The sequence below is a fragment of the Helicobacter himalayensis genome, assembly GCF_001602095.1.
GTDB classification, from domain to species: domain Bacteria; phylum Campylobacterota; class Campylobacteria; order Campylobacterales; family Helicobacteraceae; genus Helicobacter_F; species Helicobacter_F himalayensis.
This window is the reverse complement of the sequence record NZ_CP014991.1, coordinates 98547-120129: the sequence shown is the minus strand read 5'-3', so window position 1 is coordinate 120129 and position 21583 is coordinate 98547. Positions and strand designations below refer to the sequence as shown.

Genomic DNA, 21583 nt, shown 5'->3' with positions numbered 1-21583 from the left:
AATCCATTGGGAGGGATTGAAAGTTTTTGCAAGATTCTAAAAATAGATTATCTCGCCGAAAAATCAGCTCGCAATAACACCTTGTATTGTTAATACACCCCACATTCGTTATAGAGAGAATCTCGCTCCACAGGGACAAATCCCGCGTCTTTTATTTGATAAATAAGCTCATCTTTGCTAATGCCGTGCCTGCTTTTAGCACCAGCAGCGGATTGTATGCTTTCCACCTCTATTGTCCCGTCCATATCATCTGCGCCAAATTCCTGCGCCACAAGTGCGAGATTAAGCCCCAAAGTCGCCCAATACGCCTTAATGTGCGGGATATTATGAAGCAAAATCCTAGCAATTGCAATGGTCTTGAGAATCTCCTGCCCACTAGGAAACTCACCCACCTTTAAGTAATTATTTTGCTTTTGATAGAGCAACGGGATAAAGGCATTAAACCCACCTTTTTTAGAATCTACCTTCTCCTTTTCACTTTGCGCACCCCTTAGCTGAAGCATATGATCAATCCTATCCTCCCTAGATTCTATATGCCCAAAAAGCATCGTGGCATTACTCATCTTACCAAGAGAATGCCAGTATTTGTGGATTTCAAGCCATCTGTGCGCCTTTACCTTTCCCTTGCAAATATACTCACGCACTTTTGGTGCGAAAATCTCCGCCCCACCTCCGGGCATAGAATCCACGCCATTTTCTGCCATATCTTCTAATACGCGCTCAAAACCCTTGTTAAATTTCCTGTCTAAAAAATCCACCTCCGCCGCGGTGAGCGCTTTAATATGAAGCTCTGGCAAGGCTTTTTTAATCTCTCTAAACACATTTAAATACCATTCATAGGTATAGTTTGGATTGTGACTTGAGACGATATGCACCTCTTTTGCGCCTTTTTTAGCACTTTGAATGGCTTGACTTAGGATTTCATCAATACTCATTTCATAAGGATTTGGATTTTTCCTATGCGCGCTAAAGGCACAAAACTTGCAAATATCCGCGCAAATATTGCTAGGATTAATGTGGCGATTGATATTAAAAAAAGTCTTTTTTTGGTATTTTTCTTGTCTTATAGAATCTGCAGCATTACCAAGCACGAAAAGATCAAGCTCATAGAGTTTGCTAAATTCTTGCGCGCTTAGCTCATCTCCACATAGCGCAGATTCTAAAATATCTTTCATAGCCTACCTCGATTTATGCAAAAAAATCCTTAAAAGCTTGGCATTGTAGCGCAGATTCATTAATTTAATTTGGTTATTAGAATCTACCCAATAAACATTATCGCCACGCCACTGCCAACTTGTGTGCCTTCAACTGCATAAATCTCCTTTACCACACCATCAACAGCCGCTAGCACCTCATTTTCCATTTTCATCGCCTCAATGATTGCAAGCGTATCGCCGACTTTCACACTCTCTCCAACTTTTACTTTTAGCTTTGTAAGCGTGCCGGGCATTGCACTTGTAGCATGTCCTGGGCAAGTAGCCTGTGGTAGTCCCTTTGGTTTGGAATCTTGCTTTTCACGCGCAGAAGTCTCGCCCAATGCCTCAACATACACTTCACGCAATTCCCCATCTACGCGCATAAAAAATGGTCTCACACCCGCGCTTTTCTCGCCACTGCCTTCAATCTTAATCTCATACTGCTCACCATTAATGGTAATCGCAAATTCTTTTGGTAATTTATCCGCGCCTTTATCCTCAAAATTTTCCAAACTTTCAGGCTTTAGTTTATCTGCGTTGCGCTCGGTCAAAAATGCCTTTGCAATACCGCCGAAAATTGCGTATGAAATCACATCTGTCTCACTTTTTGCAAAGTCTTTAGATTCACTTTTTGCCTCTGCTAGTTCAGGCGAAAGCAAATCCGCTGGACGCTTTGTATTTGGCTTTTCTTTTCCCAAAACTTTTTGTATGAGATTTTGGGAAATTGGCGCGGGCGTTTTGCCATACAGCCCTTTAATGACATTGCGCGTTTCAGTTGTGATAGTTTTGTAACGCTCGCCCATAAGCACATTTAGCACCGCCTGCGTGCCGACAATCTGGCTTGAAGGCGTAACAAGTGGCGGATACCCAAAATCCTCGCGCACACGCGGAATCTCCTCCATCACCTCTTCCATTCTATCAAGCGCGTTTTGCTCTCTTAGTTGATTTGCCATATTTGAAATCATACCGCCGGGGATTTGAGAGAGAAGCACGCGCGTATCGATTTGATTATACACAGATTCAAACTTCGCGTATTTCTTGCGATTGCGACGCAAAATATCACTTGCCTGCTCCATTAGTTCAATATTTAGCCCGCTATCATACTTACTTCCTTTGAGCGTAGCTACCATTGATTGCGTGCAAGGGTGACTTGTGCCTTCACTCAATGCAGAATTTGCCAAATCAAGCACATCAACGCCTGCCTCTAGCGCTTTTAAATGCGCACCAAAAGCAAACCCAGCCGTTGAATGCGTATGCAGACTAAGCTGCAAATTAATCTCTTCTTTTAAAGCTTTCACAAGTTCATACGCTTTAAAAGGCGTTAGTAAGCCCGCCATATCCTTAATTGCTAGAGAATCGCAGCCCATTTTCACCATTTCTTTTGCATATTCCACAAAGCCCTTTGTCGTATGCACGGGTGAAGTCGTGTAGCAAATCGCGCCTTGCGCGTGCTTACCATATTTTTTGATAGATTCTATGCAGGTTTTGAGATTGCGCGCGTCATTGAAAGCATCAAAGATTCTAAAAATATCCATTCCCGCCTGCGCACTTAAGCGGATAAATTCCTCCACTACATCATCAGCATAATGGCGATAACCGATGAGATTCTGCCCGCGCACGAGCATTTGCAATGGTGTGGTTTTAAAAATTTCCTTAAAAGTCGCAAGACGCTCAAATGGGTCTTCCTTTGTATAGCGCAAGCACGCATCATAGGTCGCGCCACCCCACACTTCCACGCTATGAAAGCCGACTTTTTCAAACAGCCTTGCTGCCTCTATCATATCCTCCGTGCGCATTCTTGTCGCAAGGAGGGATTGTTGTCCATCACGCAAAGAATTTTCTGTGATTTTTATCATATCGCTTCCTTAAAAGTGCAAAATCTTTAAAGTTGCATTATACCTATGTTTTGCTAAGTTACTATTTCATAGCGCAAAATTGTGCGCGCATTTTGGTGTTCTTTTCCCACAAACTCTAGGTTTTCAAATTTTACGCGCTCTAAGGATTCTAGCGTGAGATTTTTCCCTTTAAGTGCAAGCTCTCTTGCGTAGATTCCACGATAAAATTTTGAGCTATGGCTAAGTTTTTTATTATTTTTTAAAAACTCTATTTGCGTGTGCGGAAGCGCGATTGGCGCGACTTTGATATAAATTTCTGCGCGTAAATCAATAATTTGGTTTTCTATGCGTGTTTGGCGCGTTTGCAAAAATGTGTGCAAATCAGAATCTTGAGCTTTAAAAAGTGTTTTTAGGCTAAAAGCACCCTTGCCCTTATTTTGGTGTAAATTATAAAAAGGAATGGCGTCACTTGCGCGAATTGTGCCAAAGAGATTGCTAAAAATAAAGAGATTTTCATACAAAAAATTTTGGGCATTTTTTGGCAAACTTTCAAACCCAAGCGCCTTATACGCCACACCACTATAAAGTTTGATAGCTTCAATGCGAGGCAAAGTAAGCAAATTTTGACACAAGCTTAGCGTTTGTAAATCAAGCTCTTTTGCACCAAAAAAAGAAAGCAACTCTTTTTGGCTAGATTCTTTTAACGCGTGCAAATACGCACTAAGCGCATTTTGTTTGTAGGTTTTTGTGGAAAAAAGATATTTTAAAGGCGCACTAAATTGCACAAAGCCCTGAAAATCTGGCGTGTTTTTGCCTTCACTAGGGCTAAAAAGCAAAGTCATTTTTACTCACTTAGAATCTAGCTATAACGCAAGGAATTATAATTTTTGGGCAAAAGAAAATCCTCGCTCAAAAGCTTTTGAGCATAAATGCCCGCATCAAATCCTAGCGCAAACAGCCTATCAATCGCGCTTTTTTGCAAATCGCTCAAAGTCGCAGAATCTGCGTTTGCGTAGAGATTCAAATACACTTCTAGCTTTTGAGAATCCACCCGCACCAAATTGCGCTCTAAAAGCATTTTGCTTAGGATTTTTTTGTTATTTACCGCGACTTTGACAGCTTGTGTGAGCGCGTCCTCGCACTCAAGCGCAATATTAAGCGGAAGTGAGCGCGAAATCGCCATACCACCAAGAGGCAATGGTAACCCACCACCGCTCAAATCCTCCCAAATATCCCACAACTCGGCTTCCACCACAAGGCTAGAATCAAACTCTAAAATCGATTCGTGGATTAGCACACCCGCATCAACTTCGCCATTTAACACGCTAGATTCTATGTCAAGGAAATTTTTATACACAATGCGCGCATTCGGATACGCAAGCCTAAAAAGTAGCGCATTTGTCGTGTGTGCGCCACTAAGGGCTACTTTAAAATTTTGCTTTAAATGCGTTTGGGATTTTTTAATAAGTTTTGGTCCATAGCCATTGCCAAAGCTCACGCCCGTGCGCAACAGCGCGTAATTTTGCGCGATAAGTGGATAAAGTGCAAAAGAAATCGCGCTTATATCAAAGTGTGATTGCAAAGCGGCGTCATTGAGGGTTTGAATATCCTGCGCACAAGATTCAAAACGCAAATGCGGTGTGCTAATCCAGCCAAAATTGAGCGCATAATACATAAACAAATCATCAGCATCAGGGCTATGCGCCACACTTAAATTGCGCGTTTTGGGTGTGAAAATTTGGCTTTTATTCCCTGCATTGGTATCATCTCGTGCAGTCAAATCGCACTTTGCCTCCGCTTGGCTACATTTTGCGTCCATATTCTGCCTTTCTTAGTTGATTGGAAGTTTTAGGAATCTTTTGTGTGTTGATTTAGATTTTCACAGAATCTTCGCAACGCAATTCTAGATTCTATCACATTGCTAAGTAATCTTACTCGCCTTTTTTGACTTTCACTTTATAATCTTGGATTCCCAAGCTCACGCCCGTGCTTAAATTTCTAAAAAGCGTGTAATCCTGCGTGCGCTCATAGTAAATCTCTTGCTCATTTTTGACAAACCACTGAATTGTTGTGTTGTTTTTTTCTATCCGTTTGCCTTCACCCTCAAAAATATCACGCATAAACAAAATATCCTCAAACAAATCCCCATAACTCACCGCACCAAAAAAGTTTTTTGCCGCGCGCCATTTGCCCGCGCAGTCGTTGTTAAAACAAATCTCTTTCTCTTTTATAGTGATTTTCCCAACAGGCTTTCCTAGCGTGTAGAGCGTGATTTCTGTCTGTTTTTTTTTGTAAAGTATCGTGGTAAAATCATAAAAAGAAAACTGCGGAGATTGCACTTGGAGAATCTTAAATTTTGTAGGTTGTATAATTTCTTCTTCTTGCTCGACAGACTCATTATTTACCCCAAGCGTTGCGCTAAGCTTATCAAGCACATCAGCGCAACTGCTGAGGAAAAATATCAAAGGGATAATAGAGTAAAAAAAATGCTTTCTCATTACTAATGGCAAAGTCTTATCTGCCACCAGATAGGACTTTATACCAGATTCTACCATCAAGTTTTAGTTGCATACTTACTTGCATAACACCATCTTTCCAAATGCTCTCGCTTATTTCAGCATTGCGAATAAGGGCTTGCACTTTTGTCCTAACGGTTGAATTTTGCACCACCATATCTTTTACCGTATCTTGTGCATTCAAGCGGATACCATACATTTTTTCGCCTATTTGCCTGTATGCATCTACGATTGCCGCACGTTTTGCAAGTGCCATTGCTTGTCCGGGAGAAATAGTATTTTCTGGTGGGATTCCCATACCTACGGCATTTAGCTCGATAATGTTTGTTTCAGTAAGCATTGGTGAATTTGGGATAAGTGCTTCTTCGTGATTATTACGTCTGGAGATAATAGAATCATCTCTATCAAACTTTGGTTCATTGTCTTTCACACCTGAAATTTCCACTTTGTCAATAACCATTGTATTTACACGCTGTGGGCGTTGTGTGTTTTGGGTGGAAAGCAAATTTGGACTTTGATTGTATGCTGGCATTGGCGGATAGGTTGGTGGCGTTATTGGCGCGTAGTTCCCACCTTGCGCGCTTGGAGGGATAAGCCCATTTGCATTGTTCGCATTGCCCCCCACATCAAACAATCCACCACAACCACTGACAAAAAGCACCATCGTGGCGACTATTGATCCTCTAAGCACTTTGTTTTTCATATTTCAATCCTTTGACTTGATTTACTTTAGGCAAAAAGCAAAAGATATTCCAACTTTAAACCCATTTCTTTATAGGCAGTATCACTTGCGCCTTCGCGCGCAGAATCTAGATTCTCAATTTAAAAAAACACCAAGTATGCGCATAAGCGCAAGCGAGATGATATGAGCAAAAGAATTATAATGAAGCAAAAAATCTATAAGGGATTTTCAAAGCTTATTTTGCTAAAATCTCCCAAAATCAGCAATATTAATTTGAAACATTATTTTTAAGGAAATTCTCTTGGAAAAACTTCTCGCGTGCTTTGAATACATTAAGCGCTATCATGTGGATATGCTAGATTCTATAAGTATTATGTTAGAGCTTTTTATTTTGAAAAACCATGCGCCAGAAATTTTAGAGGATTTTATCGCGCAAGGGCAAAAACGGAAAAATATTTTCGCCCAGCTTGATTTAGAGCTAAAAAAACTTATAGATGCAGAGCAATTTATCGCTATAAATCCAAACATTAATTTTTTAAAAATCTTTAAAATGCTGCAAAGTGCTTCAACCCAGCTCAATGATATTGAGGAATTTTTGCATATTGTCACGCAAAAAAAGACAGCAAATAAACTCTATTACTATTCCACGCCTTTGGAAGTCAATGAACTTTTGGTGCGTTTGCTTGATATTAAAGATGGCGAGAGTATTTATAATCCCTGCTATGGCATTGGTTCGCTGTTTTTGATAATTTCTCAAGTCACACAAGAAAAGCACGCGCAAGTCTCGCTCTATGGCGAGGAGCTAGATCCCCGCTTGGCAAAGGTGGCGAAGCTTATTTGCATACTTTCAAATCTAAGCTTTGAAAATCTTATGGTAAATGATATTTTAAAAGCACCTTGCTTTGATTCTCGCTTTGATAAGATTATGTGTAATCCGCCAAATGTCTCACATATCGGCGTGGAATATCTCAAAGATGATAAACGCTTTCGCGAGTTGCACGGGCTAGCAAAGACTTATTCTGAATGGGTGTTTTTAATCCACGCGCTCTATCATCTTAAAAAGCGCGGTGTGTTTGTTTTGCGCACGCAAACCCTGCAAAAATCAAGCATTGAAAGCGAATTTATGCAACGATTCTATAAGCAAGGGCTAATAGAGGCAATTATCGAGCTACCAAAGAATATTTTTCCACACCAAAATGCGGATTTTTGCGTGTTGGTGCTTTCCCCAAATAACAAGGAGATTCTAAGCATTGATGCCAAAAATGAGCGCTTTTGGAAAAAAGATGGCAAGTATAATCGCCTGATAAATTTAGATTCTCTGCTGGAATGCTTTTTTGCGCGCAAAAATAATGACTTTTGCTTTCTCACGCCTTATAGCGAACTGCCAAAATACAATCTTCCCATTGTGAAAAAAAAAGAGCAAGATACCCAGACAAAAAGCCTTTTACTTGGTGATTTAGTAACAATTTTTCGCGGACAGCGCGTCTATGGTGGGAAAAATAATACAAAAATCACTTATTATGATGTCGGTTTAGCAGATTTTAGCGATTATGGAATCAGCAAAAGCTTTAGCACCTTGCGCACATTAGGAGATAAAGCAAAGATAAAAAAATACGCGCTCAAAGCCTATGATATTTGCCTTTCTTTACGCGGAAGCACACCAAAGGTTGGTATTTTTGGTGAGAATCTCAACTCCACCCTTGCAGTGGCAAATACGGGCATCGTCATCGTGCGCGCAAGAAGCAAGATTGAAGCACTTGGACTCTATTGCTACTTTTACTCACATAGCGGACAGAAGGCACTTGGTGAGCTTTATGCACATTACATTAAAACCATCGATGTGGAAAATCTTAAAGAGCTTAGAATCCCGCTTGATTTTAAAAAGAATGCCGAAGAGAAATTTCAGCGCCTTTGTGATTTAAATGAAAAATTAGAATCCATCAAATCCGAGCTAGAATCTTTGCGCGAGTAAGCTCCCACGCGTTAAAAGGCATAATATGAAATCACAAGATTCTATAAAATTACAAGATTCTGCCATCAACCCAAAATCCTGCGCCAAAGGCGTGCATATCATCACACCTTGCAATATTTATGGTTGCGAGCTTGGTGAAAATGTGTTCGTGGGACCATTTTGCGAAATCCAAAGTGAAGTAAAAATCGGCGCAAGAACGCGCGTGCAAAGCCATAGCTTTATTTGCTCGCTTGTGGAGATTGGGGAGGAGTGCTTTATTGGGCACGGCGTGATGTTTGTGAATGATTTGTTTAAAGAGGGTGCGCCGACAAAAGACAAAGCGCAGTGGCAAAGCACAAAAATTGGCAACAATGTAAGCATTGGCTCAAATGCGACAATCCTACCTGTAAATATCTGTGATAATGTCGTCATTGGCGCAGGAAGCGTAGTGAGCAAAGATATTACAAAAAGTGGATTCTATGCGGGGAATCCTGCGCGCCTTTTGCGGAAATTGTAAGAGATTTTAAGGGAATTTGTATGCAAACACTCAAACATATTGCAATCATTATGGACGGCAATGGGCGATGGGCGCAAAATCGTGGCAAAAATCGCACTTTTGGGCATAAAGAAGGTGCAAAAGTTGTGCGCGAAATCACACAATATTGTGCGAACAAAAATATCGCTTTTCTTACACTTTACGCCTTTTCTACGGAAAATTGGCAGCGCCCAAAGCAGGAGGTGGATTTTCTAATGCGCCTTTTGGAGCGATATTTAAAAAGCGAGCTTAAGGTGTATCAAAAGCATAATATCCGCTTTGTGGCTATTGGCGATATTAGCGCGCTAAGTAAGAATCTGCAAAACTTAATCCACCTAACCCAAACTCAAACCGCGCAAAACACGGGATTGACGCAACTTCTCGCACTTAATTATGGTTCAAAAGATGAACTCTCTCGAAGTGTGCTTTCACTTTATAAAAGCGGTGAGCTAGCGCGTCTAAGCGCGCTAGATTCTGCAAATTGCCTTAGTGGCATTGCACGCGGGATAGAATCGCATTTGGATACAAAAATCGCTTGTGATGTGGATTTACTTATCCGCACAGGCGGGGAAAAGCGACTTTCAAATTTCTTACTTTGGCAATGCGCGTATGCCGAGATTTTTTGGACAAAGACGCTTTTTCCAGATTTCACCTCAAATGAGCTAGAAACAATTATCGAAAAATTCCACAAACGCACAAGACGCTTTGGTGGTGTGTGAAAACGCGCATCACAAAATAGAGAATCTCACAAGGGGCAAAATATGGATAATTACGAATATGGCGAGTTATTAAAAGAGCTTAGTGGGAAGGTTGAAAATGTCGCTAAGATGATTAATCTATCGGCATTGCGAAAGGAACTAGAGGAAATTGCACGCTTGGAGCTAGATCCAAATTTATGGGCAGATTCTAAAAAAGCTGGCGAGCTTGGCAGACAAAAGCGTAAAATCACACGTCTTTTGGAATCTTTTGAAAACGCGGATAGAAGCGTGAGGGATTCTGAAGAGCTTTTTGAGCTTCTAAGCGCTGAAAATGATGAATCTAGCCTGCAAGAGCTTTTTTCTCAATCAAGCGAGCTAAGGCACACAATTAGCGAGCTAGAAATCGCGGTGATGCTAAATGGCGAAAATGATGGTGCAAATGCGATTTTTACCATTCAGCCCGGCGCTGGCGGGACAGAATCACAAGATTGGGCAAGTATGCTCTATCGTATGTATTTGCGCTGGGCAGAGCGCAGAGGGTATAAAGTCGAATTACTAGACTATCAAGATGGCGAGGAAGCGGGAATGAAAGGCGTGGCATTCATCATCAAAGGTGAAAATGCCTATGGTTACGCAAAAAGCGAAAATGGTGTGCATAGGCTTGTGAGAATCTCCCCCTTTGATGCTAATGCCAAGCGCCACACGAGCTTTGCTAGCGTGCAAGTAAGCCCTGAGCTCGATGATGACATACAAATCACAATCGAGGAAAAGGATATTAGAATTGACACCTATCGCGCAAGTGGCGCGGGCGGACAACATATCAATAAAACAGAATCCGCCATTCGCATTACACATTTGCCCTCAGGCATAGTCGTGCAATGCCAAAATGACCGCTCACAGCACAAAAACAAAGCCACCGCGCTAAAAATGCTACAAAGCAAACTCTATGAACTCGAGCGTGCAAAACAGCAAGGCGAGGCAGATTCTAAGGATTTAAGCGAGATAGGCTGGGGGCATCAAATCCGCTCTTATGTCCTAGCCCCCTATCAGCAGGTAAAAGACCTACGCTCAAACTACGTCACAAGCAATACAAGCGCGGTGCTAGATGGCGACATCGATGAGCTTATAGAATCCGTGCTTATAGGAATGAGCGTAAAAGAACAATAAAATTTAAGATTGTAATTTAGGTTTGCTTAAACTCTGTGCGTCTTGGCGTTTTGGTATAATGTCGCTTTGCTTTCATCTATTTACATCTGATAGAACAAAGGAGCGAAGAAATGAAGATTCTTATTTGTAATTTAGGCATAGGTGGTGGTGGAGCTGAGAGAGTGCTTATAGACTTTTTATCACACTGGTGTGATCAATCTGCAATAAAAAAAGAGGGGGGGGGTAGATCCTAAAAGTGATATAGATTTGTTTTTAATCGAAAAAAGAAGCAAGATGTATATCTACAATGGTGTGAAGAGCACCTCCATAAAGTGTTTAGTTTTCCACATATATTTGGCAAATGGCGATTTTTAAATAAATTTTGGAAAAGGCGTGTATTAAACAATCCTAAGCTTATTAACTATTTCATAAAAACACATTATGATATAAATCTCGGATTCTTAGAGGGGATTAGCACCGTATATATTTCTCAAAAGTATGGCGGAAAAAAATTAGGCTATATCCACATTGAGCTTGATAAACTTAGGAGTGGCAAACGAGATGAAAATGAATGTAGAGCATATTTGGCACTAGATGGATTAATATGCGTAAGCCATAGAGTCAAACAATCTTTATTGGAGTTATACCCAGAGCTTGCACACAAGCATATCGAGGTAATATATAATCCTATTAATAAAGATGCCATTTTACACAAAGCAAATATTAAAGATATCCCAAAAAATGGTTTTGTATTTGCACAAATAGGCAGACTTAGCCATCAAAAAGGTTGCGATGTGCTTTTAAAGGCAAACAAAATACTCCAAGATAATGGCTATAAATATGAAATATGGTTTATAGGTGAGGGTAAAAATCACCAAAAAGAGCTAGAGGAAATGATAGCATCTCAAAATGTCACAAATGTAAGATTTTTGGGATTCCAAGATAATCCTTATGCTTATCTCAAAACTTGCGATGTATGCATCTCCGCTTCATATTATGAGGGCTTTGCTTTGGTGTTAGCAGAATCCTGTGTCTTAGGTAAGCCAATTATCGCAAGTGATATCCCTACAAGCAAAGAAATCCTTTATAATGAGACTTTAGGAGAATGCGGTATGTTTTTTGAAAGTGGTAATGCAGATTCTCTAGCTCGTGCTATGGAGATAATGTATAAAGATAAACGCACAAGCGAAGCTTTTGCACAAAAAGCATTCAAACACTCTCAAAGATTTGATATTACTGCAAGCGTGAAGCAATTGGAGCGATTTTTAGGCATTTAGCTTTTGCTTAATCTGTGCGTCTTGGCGTTTTGGTATAATGCCACCACTAAATTATGTCTTAGGAGATTACAAAATGAAAAATTCACACACTTATGACGCCAAACAAAATACCTATCATGTGGTTTTTGGCGTTAGTAAAGGTTATATCAAATACACCGCTGTGCTAATGTATGGGATAGTATTGCAGGCTAAAAATCACCAATCAATGCCTCTACTAGTTAATGCTTCTATGGGGGGGGGTAAGCAATAATCCTTTTTGCTTTCATCTATTTACATCTGATAGAGACAAGCCCACAACCAATAAACTTCTTTCTTTCCAAATAAAGCTAAACACACTCTATCCCTGCGAGATAAAAATCCATCATATTGATGAACAAATATTTCTCAAAACAAATGCAAAATATTTTGATGCTGAAAGTCAAAAAAGTATGGCTGGATATTATCGAATCCTAGTTGGAGATATCCTAGAAAGCACTATTGACAAATGCCTTTATATGGATACAGATTTATTGGTGCTATCAGATATACGAGAGCTTTTTGTAATAGATTTTGATGAGCCTTGCGCAGCAGTGTGCGATGAGTATGCAAATCACAAAAGATTCATAAAATCTAAAAAAACCGATAAAAGACTTAAAATCTCTGCAAATAATTATTTCAACTCTGGATTAATGCTAATAAATCTCAAGCAATGGCGCAAGCAAAACATACAATCCCAAATACTAAACATACTCACAGAATATGAATGCGCCCACAACGACCAAGATGCGATGAACTATGTGATAAATGAAAAATTTTATCGCCTATCCCCAAAGTGGAATCTGCAAACATTTCTCAATATGCACCACAAACAAAAAGAGCGCACATATCTAGGTGAAACAAAAAAATAACCTCATCTCTTGGAGCAGACAAGAATATGAGGAAAGCTTACAGAATCCAAAGATTTTTCACCTTTCAGCGCACAAGCCGTGGCATAGCAAATACAAGATATTAGGGCTTGACTACAAGCCATATTTGCAAGAGCCATATAGAAATATGTGGCAGGATTTAGCGCGTGCTACACCTATTTTTGGAGAGGAGTTAAGCGAAGTTATGGAGCAGGCAAAGTGCTATGAGCTTGATGATTATATGGAAGCTTTAAGCAAAAAACTACTTCAAAGAGACGCGCGAGTAGAGAGACTCTATTCTGTATTGCGCCCTTTTAAGATTCTCAAAAAAGTATTGAGATTTTAAAGAATATACTATTTGGGGCATTATCACGCACAAAGCTTGCGAGATTCTAGGATTTATCGTGCGACATTTGGCAAAAAATATTTGCTAATATGCCCTGTCGAATGTCTTTTCAATGCTACTCTAAATGGGTTGTAAAGATTTTTAGCAGAGCAATCATTTGGGAATTTATCCCCACATAAATCATCTCTTACAAAAAAGGCATTTACGCCACATAAATCTGTTCCAACAAGTCTATAACCCTTTTTAACCCCAAGCTTACTTAAAGATTCTAATGATGCTCCTTGCATATCTGTCCCGTCCCAAATATGAGTTGGATTATATGGCATTATGTATTCTGATGGTGGTGGAAATTTAGCGTTAAATTCGACTATAACAACACGAGGCTTTATTATGTCTATTGCATTAAATATATGATAATCATTGCCATCAATGTCAATGGATAGCAAGTCAATCTCATAGATTTCTTTTGCCATTGTGCTTCCTATAAGCTCATTGATATTTTCAGCCGTGATAAAGCTATTTCGTATCGCAAGTTGTGATTTTTCAATCGGGATTCTAAAATTTTCTCTAATTTTTTCACAATATTCTCCACTTCCTTCTATATAAACACCACTCCAACCTTGAAACAACAAAAAATGTGCGTTGGACTCTAGCCCATCTTGCACGCCAAATTCCACAAAAAATTTATTGGCGCAACCTATACGATTAAAGATTTCAGCAATGATTCCATCCTCTTCATTTTGACTATAAACTTTATAGCCAAATTTTTCTAGCCTTTTTGGGTCAGAATATCGTTCCTCTTGTAAAACTTGGCTTCTGTGCATATCACATAATGTTGCTTGGATATGAAACAACGATGAACGCATATTTGGCAACATATTAAGATGCTGTGTATTCAAAAGTTTTCTATAACCTCGCACTAACTTTTTTGATAAAGAACCCATTAAAGCCTCCTTTGAAACTGCATTTTATTTCTTTAATGGAGGTCAAATTACAAAAAAAAAAAAAAATAAGAAGTAAATAAACAAAATCTTTTGCTTTGAAATGTATTTTATTTTTCTAAAACTACACACTTATTTTGTTCAATCCTATAAGCTTCAGTCGCTTCAAAAGGCTTGCGCCAAAAAGCGACAGAAATTTAAGTTAGCTTGTGTTATAATCCGCGCTTTGTGAATTTATAGTTTATTTTTAAAGGCGATAGCATTGATTTTTGAGCACGAATTACCACAAGGTAGCAAACTTTATTTTGATAAATCCGCGAAACTCAAACGCGATACAGAATCTCTTGCTGTGCAGATTCTCTATGAAAATGATTATAAAGAAATCGCCACGCCAACATTTAGTTTCCTAAGCCATCAAGACGACTTCTCAAACCGCGATATGATACGTCTAAGCGGGGAGGATAATCATCAAATCGTCCTGCGCTACGATAGCACGGTTGATGCGATGCGTATCATCACAAAGCGCATTGCACGCTCAACAAACCACAAAAAGTGGTTTTATATCCAACCGGTGTATGGCTATCCGACAACAGAGCTTAATCAAATTGGTGTGGAATTTTTGGATTCTCAAAGTTTAGCACCTGTGATGTGCCTATCTGTGCTACTTTTAAAAGAGTTTGGCTTGAAGCCATTTTTGCAAATTTGCAACCAAAAAATCCCCCTGCTTTGCACCCAACATTTGGATATTAATATAGAATCTTTTATCTCTCAAGATTATAGCGCGCTTGGCAAAAAGGCAGATTTTTTAAGCACGCTAGCTAGTGTGCATAGCCAGCAGGATTTAGAAAAATGCCTTGATTGTATGCCACAATTTTTACGCAAAGAATTAGAATCCTTGCTTGAATGCGCGTCTTTTTGCGTGTATGAAAATACGATTTTTTCCCCGCTTTTCTACGCGCCGGGCGGATATTATGAGGATTTATTTTATCGGGCATTTATTGGCAATGAAGTGCTAGTCATTGGTGGGCGCTATGTGATTTCACAAACGCCTTCGTGTGGCTTTGCAATTTATACAGATAATGTCGTGGCGAAACTTTTGGAGGGAGTGTGAGAGTATGGCTGATGTGGTTGTAGGGATTCAATGGGGAGATGAAGGAAAGGGTAAAATTGTAGATTCTCTGGCGCGTGAGTATGATTTTGTCGTGCGCTATCAAGGCGGGCATAATGCCGGGCACACCATTGTCGTAAATGGTAAAAAAATCGCGCTTCACCTCGTGCCTTCAGGTATTTTATATCCACATTGCAAAAATATCATCGGAAATGGCGTAGTAATAAATACGCGCGCACTCATTGAGGAACTAAGCGCATTCAAGGACTTGGAAGGGCGCTTTTTTATTAGCGATAAGGCGCATGTGATTTTGCCTTACCACGAAGTGCTTGATAAAGCAAAGGAACAAAGCAAGCAAAAAAGTGCTATTGGCACAACTTGCAAAGGCATAGGACCAGCTTACACGGATAAAGTCGCAAGAAGCGGGATTCGTATGAGTGATTTGCGCGATTTTGCACTTTTAGAGCGCAAGATTGAATCTACCCTGCGCGATTTGGAAGTAAGCGCGAAATATTTTAAGCTTGATTTGCCAAGTGTGAATTCTTTGCTTAAAGAGCTCAAAACTGATAGCGAGGTGCTTTTGCCATTTGTGAGTAATACGACTTTGCAGGTTTGGGAAGCTCAAGATAGTGGCAAAAAGATTCTCTGCGAGGGCGCACAAGGAAGTATGCTAGATATTGACCACGGCACCTATCCTTTTGTAACAAGCTCAAATACCCTCACTTCTGGTGCGTGCAATGGCACAGGACTTGCGCCACGAGATATTAAAAAAGTGCTAGGGATTGCAAAGGCTTACTGCACGCGCGTTGGTAATGGTGTATTCCCAACTGAAGACCATAGTGCAGATGGAGAATTTTTACGCCAAAAGGGCTTTGAATTTGGCACGACAACAGGCAGAGCGCGCAGATGCGGGTGGTTTGATGCAGTGGCAGTGCGCTATGCGTGCAGACTCAATGGGTGCGAAAGCCTAAGCATTATGAAGCTTGATGTGCTAGATTCCCTAAAAACACTCAAGGTCTGCACAGCATATGAATACAAGGGACAAAGAATTGATTATGTGCCAACTGATTATGAAAATGCAAAACCAATCTACACAGAAATGCAGGGTTGGGAAAGCGTGCAGGGTGTGAGAAAATATGCGGATTTAGAGGAAAATGCAAAAAAATACCTAGACTTTTTGCAACAATGCGTTGGCACAAAAATTTCGCTTGTCTCTACAAGCCCTGAACGCGATGATATTATTAACCTAGAAAGCTAGCTTAAATGGATACAAAATTTAGCCCTATCTTGCTTGTGCGTAAAAAGGAACTTGACACGCAAGAGCGCAAGATTTTAGAACACAATAGATTTATTGCAAGTAAGCAAGAGGAAATCCATCATTTTTTGACACAAATTGCAGAAATTGAGCTTCCGCAAGGTGGCAGTTATCTTGCCTATAAGGCAGTTTTAGAGGTTAAAAACATGCTTTTAGCGCATTTAGAGCAACTCTACTCCGAGCTTTCCTCACTCAAAGCCCAGCGCAAGGCACTTGAAGAGGAATATAAAATCTTAAATATCGAATACGAAAAAATGAAATATCTTGATTCTAAAGAAAAAGAGAGACGTTTAAAACAGCTCAAAATCGCACAACAAAGGCAAAGTGATGAAGTCGCACTCACACTACATCATCATAGAAGGCTTATGTAATGCGTGCGAAATTATTAAGCGGGATTTTTGCGCTCTCGCTTTCTATTAGTTTTTGTGCGCAAGAGAATCTCCTTGATTGCAATATAATTTTTGAACAACGCAAAGATGAAATCCGCCAAGAGCTTCAAACAATTGATGAGCAACAACAAGCCCTGCAAGTTTTGCAAAATGCCACGCAAGTGCTTTTAGATGAAAAAATGCGAAAACTACAAGAGGCACAAAAAGAAATTGATGAAAAAATCCTAGAACTCCAAAAGCATAAAGAAAAGCTCCTAGCAGATTTCAAAGCCCAAAACGAACAAGCAGATTTGCAAATGAAAGCAAGGGAAGAGTATGTGCAAGAAATGCTTGCAAAAAATGAGGAGATTTTGCAGCAGATTCAGAAAAAAAGTGATGACAAGGTGGTTGTAAGCTATCAGCAGATGAAAGAGGCAAAATCCGCGGATATCCTCTCTACGATGAAAGAGGAAGAGGCGGTAGAAATCCTCTCTCAAATGGATTCTAAAGATGTTAGCAGAATCCTTTCAAAAATGGATTCCACAAAAGCAGCGAGTATCACGCAAAAAATCCGCGCACCAAAAGTGGAAGATTCTATAAATTTGCCCCCAACTCCAACCCCAGCGCAAATCCAAATACCAGATACATTCCAAAATGCTGAAATACAAAATGAGGGCGTGCAAAATGCTCAAGCACAAGATACAATAAACCAAGATTTAAACACGCAAGATTTAGCAGATTCTAATAATCCAAATTCCCCCACACCATAAGCACGCAAATGTCTAAACAAGCCCTTTTAATCTTAAGCGTCAATTCCCCACTTTTAGCCGGGCTATATAGCAAATATGAGGATTCTAGCCAGCTGGAGAGAATCTCACAATCTAATCAAGCAGGCAAAGCAAAATCGATACTAACTTTACAAAAATCGTGGGAATTTGCAGGGCATACCACCCACGCACTCAATTGCCTTTTTAGCGAGATTTTTAGCAAAAATATTGCGCTAGATTCAATCTATTATGCAAAGGGACCGGGGCGCTTTAGCGCACTCAAAGCCACACATATTTTTTTGCATACTTTATGCCTTATAAAAGGCTTTACACTTTTTAGCGCGCCTAGTTTTTACTTCAATCAAAATGCGCCCATACACGCCTTTAGCGATAAATATTTTGTATTAAAAAATGATGAAATTATGCTGGAAAGTGTAGAATCTCTTCCACAAAACGCGCTTAGTTTGCCAGAGATTTTGCGCCCAAAAGATTTTTCAAACACAAATGAGCCGCTCTATGTTTTGCCACCTGTGTAAAACATCACGGCACTTTGATAATAAGGAGTAGGAATTGAAAATAATCGTCCCCGCCACAAGCGCAAATCTTGGTCCGGGCTTTGATAGCTTGGGGCTTGCGCTTAGTTTGTATAATACCATTGCTATTACGCCTGCTTCAATTACAAGCATTCAGATTATAGGGGAAGGCAAAGATAATGTGCGTTTAAAAACAGATAATATTTTTGTCAAAATTTTTTCTGAGATTCTGCAATCTTTTGACAAAAAAGTAGAATGCAAGTTTTTATTTGAAAATAATATCCCTGTCTCGCGCGGGCTTGGCTCAAGCTCGGCAGTAATAGTGAGTGCGATATATGCAGCCTATGCGTATGCAAAAAAGCCACTTGATAAAGATGCTATGCTAAATATCGCCATAAAATACGAAAACCACCCAGATAATATTACTCCAGCACTTTTTGGGGGATTTAATGTCGCGGCGTTGCAATATTCTCATAAAAGTACAAAAAATGAAATTACCCAAAATGTCTTGCGTATCACAGCGCCTATTCCAAAGGATATTAGCGCAGTGGTGGTTGTGCCAAATAAAAGCATTTCAACCAAACTCTCGCGCAAAGCATTGCCAAAAACCTACAATCTCAAAGATTGCGTGTTTAATCTCTCTCATTCCTCCCTGCTTACAGCGGCATTTTTAAGCCACGATTGGGAAAAGCTCCGTCTTGCAAGCAGAGATAAACTCCACCAAAATGTGCGTATGAAAAACCTGCCTATTCTCTTTGGTTTGCAAAAACTAAGTCTTAATAATGGCGCGCTAAGCAGCACACTAAGTGGCAGTGGCTCGTCATTTCTTAATATCTGCTACAAAGAGGACAGCGCGCATTTATGCAAAGTCCTGCAAGAAGCGTTTCCAAAATTTAGAGTGCTAGAGCTAGAGTTTGATAATCTTGGCGTAAGAGAGTGCAAATGCTAACGCCACAACTTGTTGAAGAGATTTTAGAATCTCGAGATACCACACAAGGTATTGCGAGTCTCAAGGATTTGCCACAACCGCATTTGCTCAAAGGTGTGGGTGATGGTGCGAAAATTGTATCAAAAGTAATGCGCGAAAAAGGTAAGATTCTCATCGTTGGGGATTATGACGCAGATGGCGTGAATGCAAGTGCGGTGATGAGCGTGTTTTTTGACAAAATCAACTACACAAATTATGAAATCATTTTGCCAAATCGCTTCAGTGATGGCTATGGAATCTCGCCAAATCTTTTAGAACGTATCAACGCACCGCAAAATTTTGCACTTGTAGTGAGCGTGGATAATGGCATTAGCGCTTTTAGCGCGGCAGAATATTGCAAAGAGCATAATCTCCCGCTTATCATCACTGACCATCACACGCCACACACCACGTTGCCTTGCGCGCAGTGCGTGATAAACCCAAAGCAAGAGGGCTGTGCTTTTCCTTTTAAAGATATTTGTGGTTGCGTGGTGGCGTGGTATTTCTGTGCTGGGATAAAGCAGGAATTACAAGCAAATATTGATATGGGCGCATTTTTGCCATTTTTAGCCCTTGCGACTTTAGCAGATGTAATGCCACTTGTAGGAGTGAATAGGATTCTCGTTAAAAAAGGCTTAGAATTCTTGCAAAGCGCGCGTTTTGGATTCTGCGAGGTGATTTGTCAAAAAGTTAGCGTAATCAATGCCGAAAATATCGCTTTTAGTCTTATCCCACTTTTAAATTGCGCGGGCAGAATGGGCGATGCGAACTTAGCACTTGATTTTTTACTCGCCAAAACGCAAGCAAGCGCCTCAAAGGCTTACAACAAACTCTGTAAAATCAATGCGCAAAGAAAGCTCGTTCAACAAGAGATTCTCTCCCAAGCACAGCAAAATCTCACACAATTGCCAGATGTTTTGTATGCAAGCGGGGAAGAATGGCACAGGGGCGTGATTGGGATTATCGCTTCACAATTAGCACAAATGCACAAAAAATGCGCCTTTGTGCTAAGCACGGAATGCGACGATGGAATCTTAAAGGGTTCAGCGCGGAGCTTTGGCAAGGTAGATTTGATAAAAACCGCGCAAAAAGTGCAAGAGATTAAACCTTTACTGAAGGAATTTGGCGGGCATAGTGGCGCGCTTGGGCTAAGTTTAGATTCTAAAAATTTACAAGAATTTATGGAGCTTTTTTCAGAGTATTTATGTCTGGGTGAAAACGCGCAAGAAAGCGTGCTAGGAGAGATTAGCTCGCAATATTTGGATTTAGAGTTTTTAAAAATGCTAGAACGTTTCGAGCCTTTTGGCGAGGGGAATCCTACGCCTTTTTTCCTCTGTCGCGATTTGGAGTTGATAGAATCTAAAATTATTGGCAAAACAAAGGAGCATTTAGGCTTAAAATTTCTTAGTAGCAAAGGCGCGCAAATAAACGGGATTGAATTTTTTAGCTCAGAAGTTCCAAAAGAAAAAAATGAATGGATTTTTAGCCTTTCAAAAGATACTTTCTGCAATTGCCCTTGTTTGAAAATCAAAAAAGATTAGACAAAAGTAAAAATTAATGCCCTTTCTCACGCAAGAATTTGTATTGCCGCAGCCAAAAAAGGCGTTTTTGTTTCTCACGCAGGATTTGGGATTTGGCACAAAAGAAGCCCAACGCATTATCGACAAAGGTAGATTGACACAAAACAGCCAAACTATCAAAAAAGCGCAGGTCATTGTGGGCAAAGTGGAATTGCTGCATTTTGTAGCAGATTCCAACGCAGTGGAAAAGGATGTGCTTAAAAATCTCACGCTCCTTTTTTCAAACAAAGATTTTTGCGTGTATGACAAGCCTCGTAATTTGCTCACCCACCCAAAGGGCTTGTTTTCTCACGCCAGCTTAAATGACGCGCTTAAAATGCACTTTGGCAAAAACGCAAATCCAATTCACAGACTAGATTCCCAAACAAGCGGACTTGTGGTGTGTGGTTTGCACAAAAGAAGCGAGATTGCACTAAAAAACAATGTGCAGAAATTTCAAAAAACCTACACAGCCATCCTTAAAGGCGCGCTCACAAAACAATCTTTGCAAAAAAATGGACTGGTGGAGAGAGAGAGTGCTTTTCTTATCGATAAGCCAATTTTTCATCAAAACACCAAAAAAGATTTAAGTATAAGAAGTTTTATAAGTGCGCAAGGCAAGCCATCGCGAACTTTGCTACGAATCTTAAGCGTGAAAGAAAATGCCTCGCTTGTCGCGCTCACCCCATTAACAGGGCGCACGCACCAGCTCCGCGTGCATTTAGACAGCATAGGATATCCGATTTTAGGCGATAGTCTTTATGGCGTGAGTGAAAATGTCGCGCGCTATTTTTTAGAAACGCGCAATGTGTGTGAAAGTGAGCGCATTACACTTACAGGCGCGCCATATTTATGCCTTAATGCAAGCGCGTTAAAATTTTCTTATAAAAATTTTATTTTTACCTTTCACTCAAGGCTAGATTCTCAAATCTTGCAACTTTTTGCAACGCTTTAGCCTT

Annotated in this window: 23 protein-coding genes; 16 read left to right on the top strand and 7 right to left on the bottom strand. The window is 40.1% G+C overall.

Features of this window, described 5'->3' with window-relative positions; all coding sequences use genetic code 11:
* Positions 1-89 precede the first annotated feature (89 nt).
* From mqnE to A3217_RS00505, 6 genes are all read right to left on the bottom strand, one after another.
* On the bottom strand, positions 90-1175 hold the full coding sequence (gene mqnE, locus A3217_RS00530) for an aminofutalosine synthase MqnE (RefSeq protein WP_066386692.1): 1086 nt from the start codon (positions 1173-1175) through the stop codon (positions 90-92).
* 83 nt (positions 1176-1258) lie between these two features.
* Positions 1259-3052, bottom strand: a complete 1794-nt coding sequence (gene oadA / locus A3217_RS00525; RefSeq protein WP_066386690.1) for a sodium-extruding oxaloacetate decarboxylase subunit alpha — start codon at positions 3050-3052, stop codon at positions 1259-1261.
* 53 nt (positions 3053-3105) lie between these two features.
* Positions 3106-3873, bottom strand: a complete 768-nt coding sequence (yaaA, locus tag A3217_RS00520; protein ID WP_066386689.1) for a peroxide stress protein YaaA — start codon at positions 3871-3873, stop codon at positions 3106-3108.
* A 17-nt stretch (positions 3874-3890) separates the two neighbouring features.
* Complete coding sequence (locus A3217_RS00515) at positions 3891-4850, bottom strand: menaquinone biosynthesis family protein (protein WP_082807824.1); 960 nt, start codon at positions 4848-4850, stop codon at positions 3891-3893.
* 112 nt (positions 4851-4962) lie between these two features.
* Positions 4963-5529, bottom strand: coding sequence for an HP0838 family lipoprotein (locus tag A3217_RS00510; protein WP_231860248.1), 567 nt, complete (start codon positions 5527-5529; stop codon positions 4963-4965).
* A gap of 16 nt (positions 5530-5545) precedes the next feature.
* On the bottom strand, positions 5546-6250 hold the full coding sequence (locus tag A3217_RS00505) for an LPP20 family lipoprotein (protein ID WP_066386685.1): 705 nt from the start codon (positions 6248-6250) through the stop codon (positions 5546-5548).
* Between the two features lie 280 nt (positions 6251-6530).
* Here A3217_RS00505 and A3217_RS00500 point away from each other — a divergent pair, with 280 nt between their 5' ends.
* From A3217_RS00500 to A3217_RS00470, 8 genes are all read left to right on the top strand, one after another.
* On the top strand, positions 6531-8201 hold the full coding sequence (locus A3217_RS00500) for an N-6 DNA methylase (protein WP_231860247.1): 1671 nt from the start codon (positions 6531-6533) through the stop codon (positions 8199-8201).
* Between the two features lie 25 nt (positions 8202-8226).
* Complete coding sequence (locus A3217_RS00495; protein ID WP_156471805.1) at positions 8227-8697, top strand: acyltransferase; 471 nt, start codon at positions 8227-8229, stop codon at positions 8695-8697.
* Positions 8698-8717: 20 nt separating this feature from the next.
* The gene (locus A3217_RS00490; RefSeq protein WP_066386680.1) at positions 8718-9434 is read left to right on the top strand and encodes a di-trans,poly-cis-decaprenylcistransferase; all 717 of its coding nucleotides are present in this window, start codon (positions 8718-8720) and stop codon (positions 9432-9434) included.
* 42 nt (positions 9435-9476) lie between these two features.
* Positions 9477-10580, top strand: a complete 1104-nt coding sequence (gene prfB, locus A3217_RS00485) for a peptide chain release factor 2 (protein ID WP_066386678.1) — start codon at positions 9477-9479, stop codon at positions 10578-10580.
* A 311-nt stretch (positions 10581-10891) separates the two neighbouring features.
* Complete coding sequence (locus A3217_RS00480) at positions 10892-11836, top strand: glycosyltransferase (protein WP_082807823.1); 945 nt, start codon at positions 10892-10894, stop codon at positions 11834-11836.
* 73 nt (positions 11837-11909) lie between these two features.
* Positions 11910-12086 carry a hypothetical protein gene (locus tag A3217_RS09155; protein ID WP_197456891.1) on the top strand — a complete coding sequence of 59 codons (177 nt, stop codon included), beginning with the start codon at positions 11910-11912 and terminating at the stop codon, positions 12084-12086.
* Positions 12058-12723: a glycosyltransferase family 8 protein gene (locus A3217_RS00475; RefSeq protein WP_066386676.1), complete on the top strand. Its 666-nt coding sequence runs from the start codon at positions 12058-12060 to the stop codon at positions 12721-12723. The genes A3217_RS09155 and A3217_RS00475 overlap by 29 nt, the downstream gene beginning before the upstream one ends.
* Positions 12707-13066: a hypothetical protein gene (locus tag A3217_RS00470; RefSeq protein ID WP_066386672.1), complete on the top strand. Its 360-nt coding sequence runs from the start codon at positions 12707-12709 to the stop codon at positions 13064-13066. The genes A3217_RS00475 and A3217_RS00470 overlap by 17 nt, the downstream gene beginning before the upstream one ends.
* A 53-nt stretch (positions 13067-13119) precedes the next feature.
* On the opposite strand, the gene A3217_RS00465 is transcribed toward A3217_RS00470, so the two are convergent.
* Positions 13120-14010 carry an FkbM family methyltransferase gene (locus A3217_RS00465; protein ID WP_066386670.1) on the bottom strand — a complete coding sequence of 297 codons (891 nt, stop codon included), beginning with the start codon at positions 14008-14010 and terminating at the stop codon, positions 13120-13122.
* 259 nt (positions 14011-14269) lie between these two features.
* Here A3217_RS00465 and A3217_RS00460 point away from each other — a divergent pair, with 259 nt between their 5' ends.
* From A3217_RS00460 to A3217_RS00425, 8 genes are read left to right on the top strand one after another with little or no spacing between them, the layout of a single operon-like run.
* Positions 14270-15118 (top strand): ATP phosphoribosyltransferase regulatory subunit, encoded by an 849-nt coding sequence (locus A3217_RS00460; RefSeq protein ID WP_066386667.1) that lies wholly within the window; start codon positions 14270-14272, stop codon positions 15116-15118.
* 4 nt (positions 15119-15122) lie between these two features.
* A complete protein-coding gene (locus tag A3217_RS00455) occupies positions 15123-16373 on the top strand; it encodes an adenylosuccinate synthase (RefSeq protein ID WP_066386663.1) in 1251 nt (416 codons plus the stop codon).
* Positions 16374-16378: 5 nt separating this feature from the next.
* Positions 16379-16801: a flagellar export protein FliJ gene (locus tag A3217_RS00450; RefSeq protein WP_066386655.1), complete on the top strand. Its 423-nt coding sequence runs from the start codon at positions 16379-16381 to the stop codon at positions 16799-16801.
* On the top strand, positions 16801-17568 hold the full coding sequence (locus A3217_RS00445; protein WP_066386653.1) for a MotE family protein: 768 nt from the start codon (positions 16801-16803) through the stop codon (positions 17566-17568). Before A3217_RS00450 ends, A3217_RS00445 begins: the two co-directional genes overlap by 1 nt.
* Before the next feature lie 8 nt (positions 17569-17576).
* Entirely contained in the window at positions 17577-18101 is a 525-nt protein-coding gene (locus A3217_RS00440; RefSeq protein ID WP_066386651.1) for a ParB N-terminal domain-containing protein, read from the top strand.
* A gap of 34 nt (positions 18102-18135) precedes the next feature.
* The gene (gene thrB, locus A3217_RS00435; RefSeq protein ID WP_066386649.1) at positions 18136-19047 is read left to right on the top strand and encodes a homoserine kinase; all 912 of its coding nucleotides are present in this window, start codon (positions 18136-18138) and stop codon (positions 19045-19047) included.
* The gene (recJ, locus tag A3217_RS00430) at positions 19041-20606 is read left to right on the top strand and encodes a single-stranded-DNA-specific exonuclease RecJ (protein WP_066386644.1); all 1566 of its coding nucleotides are present in this window, start codon (positions 19041-19043) and stop codon (positions 20604-20606) included. The genes thrB and recJ overlap by 7 nt, the downstream gene beginning before the upstream one ends.
* A gap of 43 nt (positions 20607-20649) precedes the next feature.
* Complete coding sequence (locus tag A3217_RS00425) at positions 20650-21579, top strand: RluA family pseudouridine synthase (RefSeq protein ID WP_231860246.1); 930 nt, start codon at positions 20650-20652, stop codon at positions 21577-21579.
* The last annotated feature ends 4 nt before the right edge of the window (positions 21580-21583 follow it).

Excerpts from the sequence above, each read along its gene's own strand:
- mqnE (WP_066386692.1), bottom strand. The coding sequence starts at position 1,175 with ATGAAAGATATTTTAGAATCTGCGCTATGTGGAGATGAGCTAAGCGCG.
- oadA (WP_066386690.1), bottom strand. The coding sequence starts at position 3,052 with ATGATAAAAATCACAGAAAATTCTTTGCGTGATGGACAACAATCCCTC.
- yaaA (WP_066386689.1), bottom strand. The coding sequence starts at position 3,873 with ATGACTTTGCTTTTTAGCCCTAGTGAAGGCAAAAACACGCCAGATTTT.
- A3217_RS00515 (WP_082807824.1), bottom strand. The coding sequence starts at position 4,850 with ATGGACGCAAAATGTAGCCAAGCGGAGGCAAAGTGCGATTTGACTGCA.
- A3217_RS00510 (WP_231860248.1), bottom strand. The coding sequence starts at position 5,529 with ATGAGAAAGCATTTTTTTTACTCTATTATCCCTTTGATATTTTTCCTC.
- A3217_RS00505 (WP_066386685.1), bottom strand. The coding sequence starts at position 6,250 with ATGAAAAACAAAGTGCTTAGAGGATCAATAGTCGCCACGATGGTGCTT.
- A3217_RS00495 (WP_156471805.1), top strand. The coding sequence starts at position 8,227 with ATGAAATCACAAGATTCTATAAAATTACAAGATTCTGCCATCAACCCA.
- A3217_RS00490 (WP_066386680.1), top strand. The coding sequence starts at position 8,718 with ATGCAAACACTCAAACATATTGCAATCATTATGGACGGCAATGGGCGA.
- prfB (WP_066386678.1), top strand. The coding sequence starts at position 9,477 with ATGGATAATTACGAATATGGCGAGTTATTAAAAGAGCTTAGTGGGAAG.
- A3217_RS09155 (WP_197456891.1), top strand. The coding sequence starts at position 11,910 with ATGAAAAATTCACACACTTATGACGCCAAACAAAATACCTATCATGTG.
- A3217_RS00475 (WP_066386676.1), top strand. The coding sequence starts at position 12,058 with ATGCTTCTATGGGGGGGGGTAAGCAATAATCCTTTTTGCTTTCATCTA.
- A3217_RS00465 (WP_066386670.1), bottom strand. The coding sequence starts at position 14,010 with ATGGGTTCTTTATCAAAAAAGTTAGTGCGAGGTTATAGAAAACTTTTG.
- A3217_RS00455 (WP_066386663.1), top strand. The coding sequence starts at position 15,123 with ATGGCTGATGTGGTTGTAGGGATTCAATGGGGAGATGAAGGAAAGGGT.
- A3217_RS00450 (WP_066386655.1), top strand. The coding sequence starts at position 16,379 with ATGGATACAAAATTTAGCCCTATCTTGCTTGTGCGTAAAAAGGAACTT.
- A3217_RS00445 (WP_066386653.1), top strand. The coding sequence starts at position 16,801 with ATGCGTGCGAAATTATTAAGCGGGATTTTTGCGCTCTCGCTTTCTATT.
- A3217_RS00440 (WP_066386651.1), top strand. The coding sequence starts at position 17,577 with ATGTCTAAACAAGCCCTTTTAATCTTAAGCGTCAATTCCCCACTTTTA.
- recJ (WP_066386644.1), top strand. The coding sequence starts at position 19,041 with ATGCTAACGCCACAACTTGTTGAAGAGATTTTAGAATCTCGAGATACC.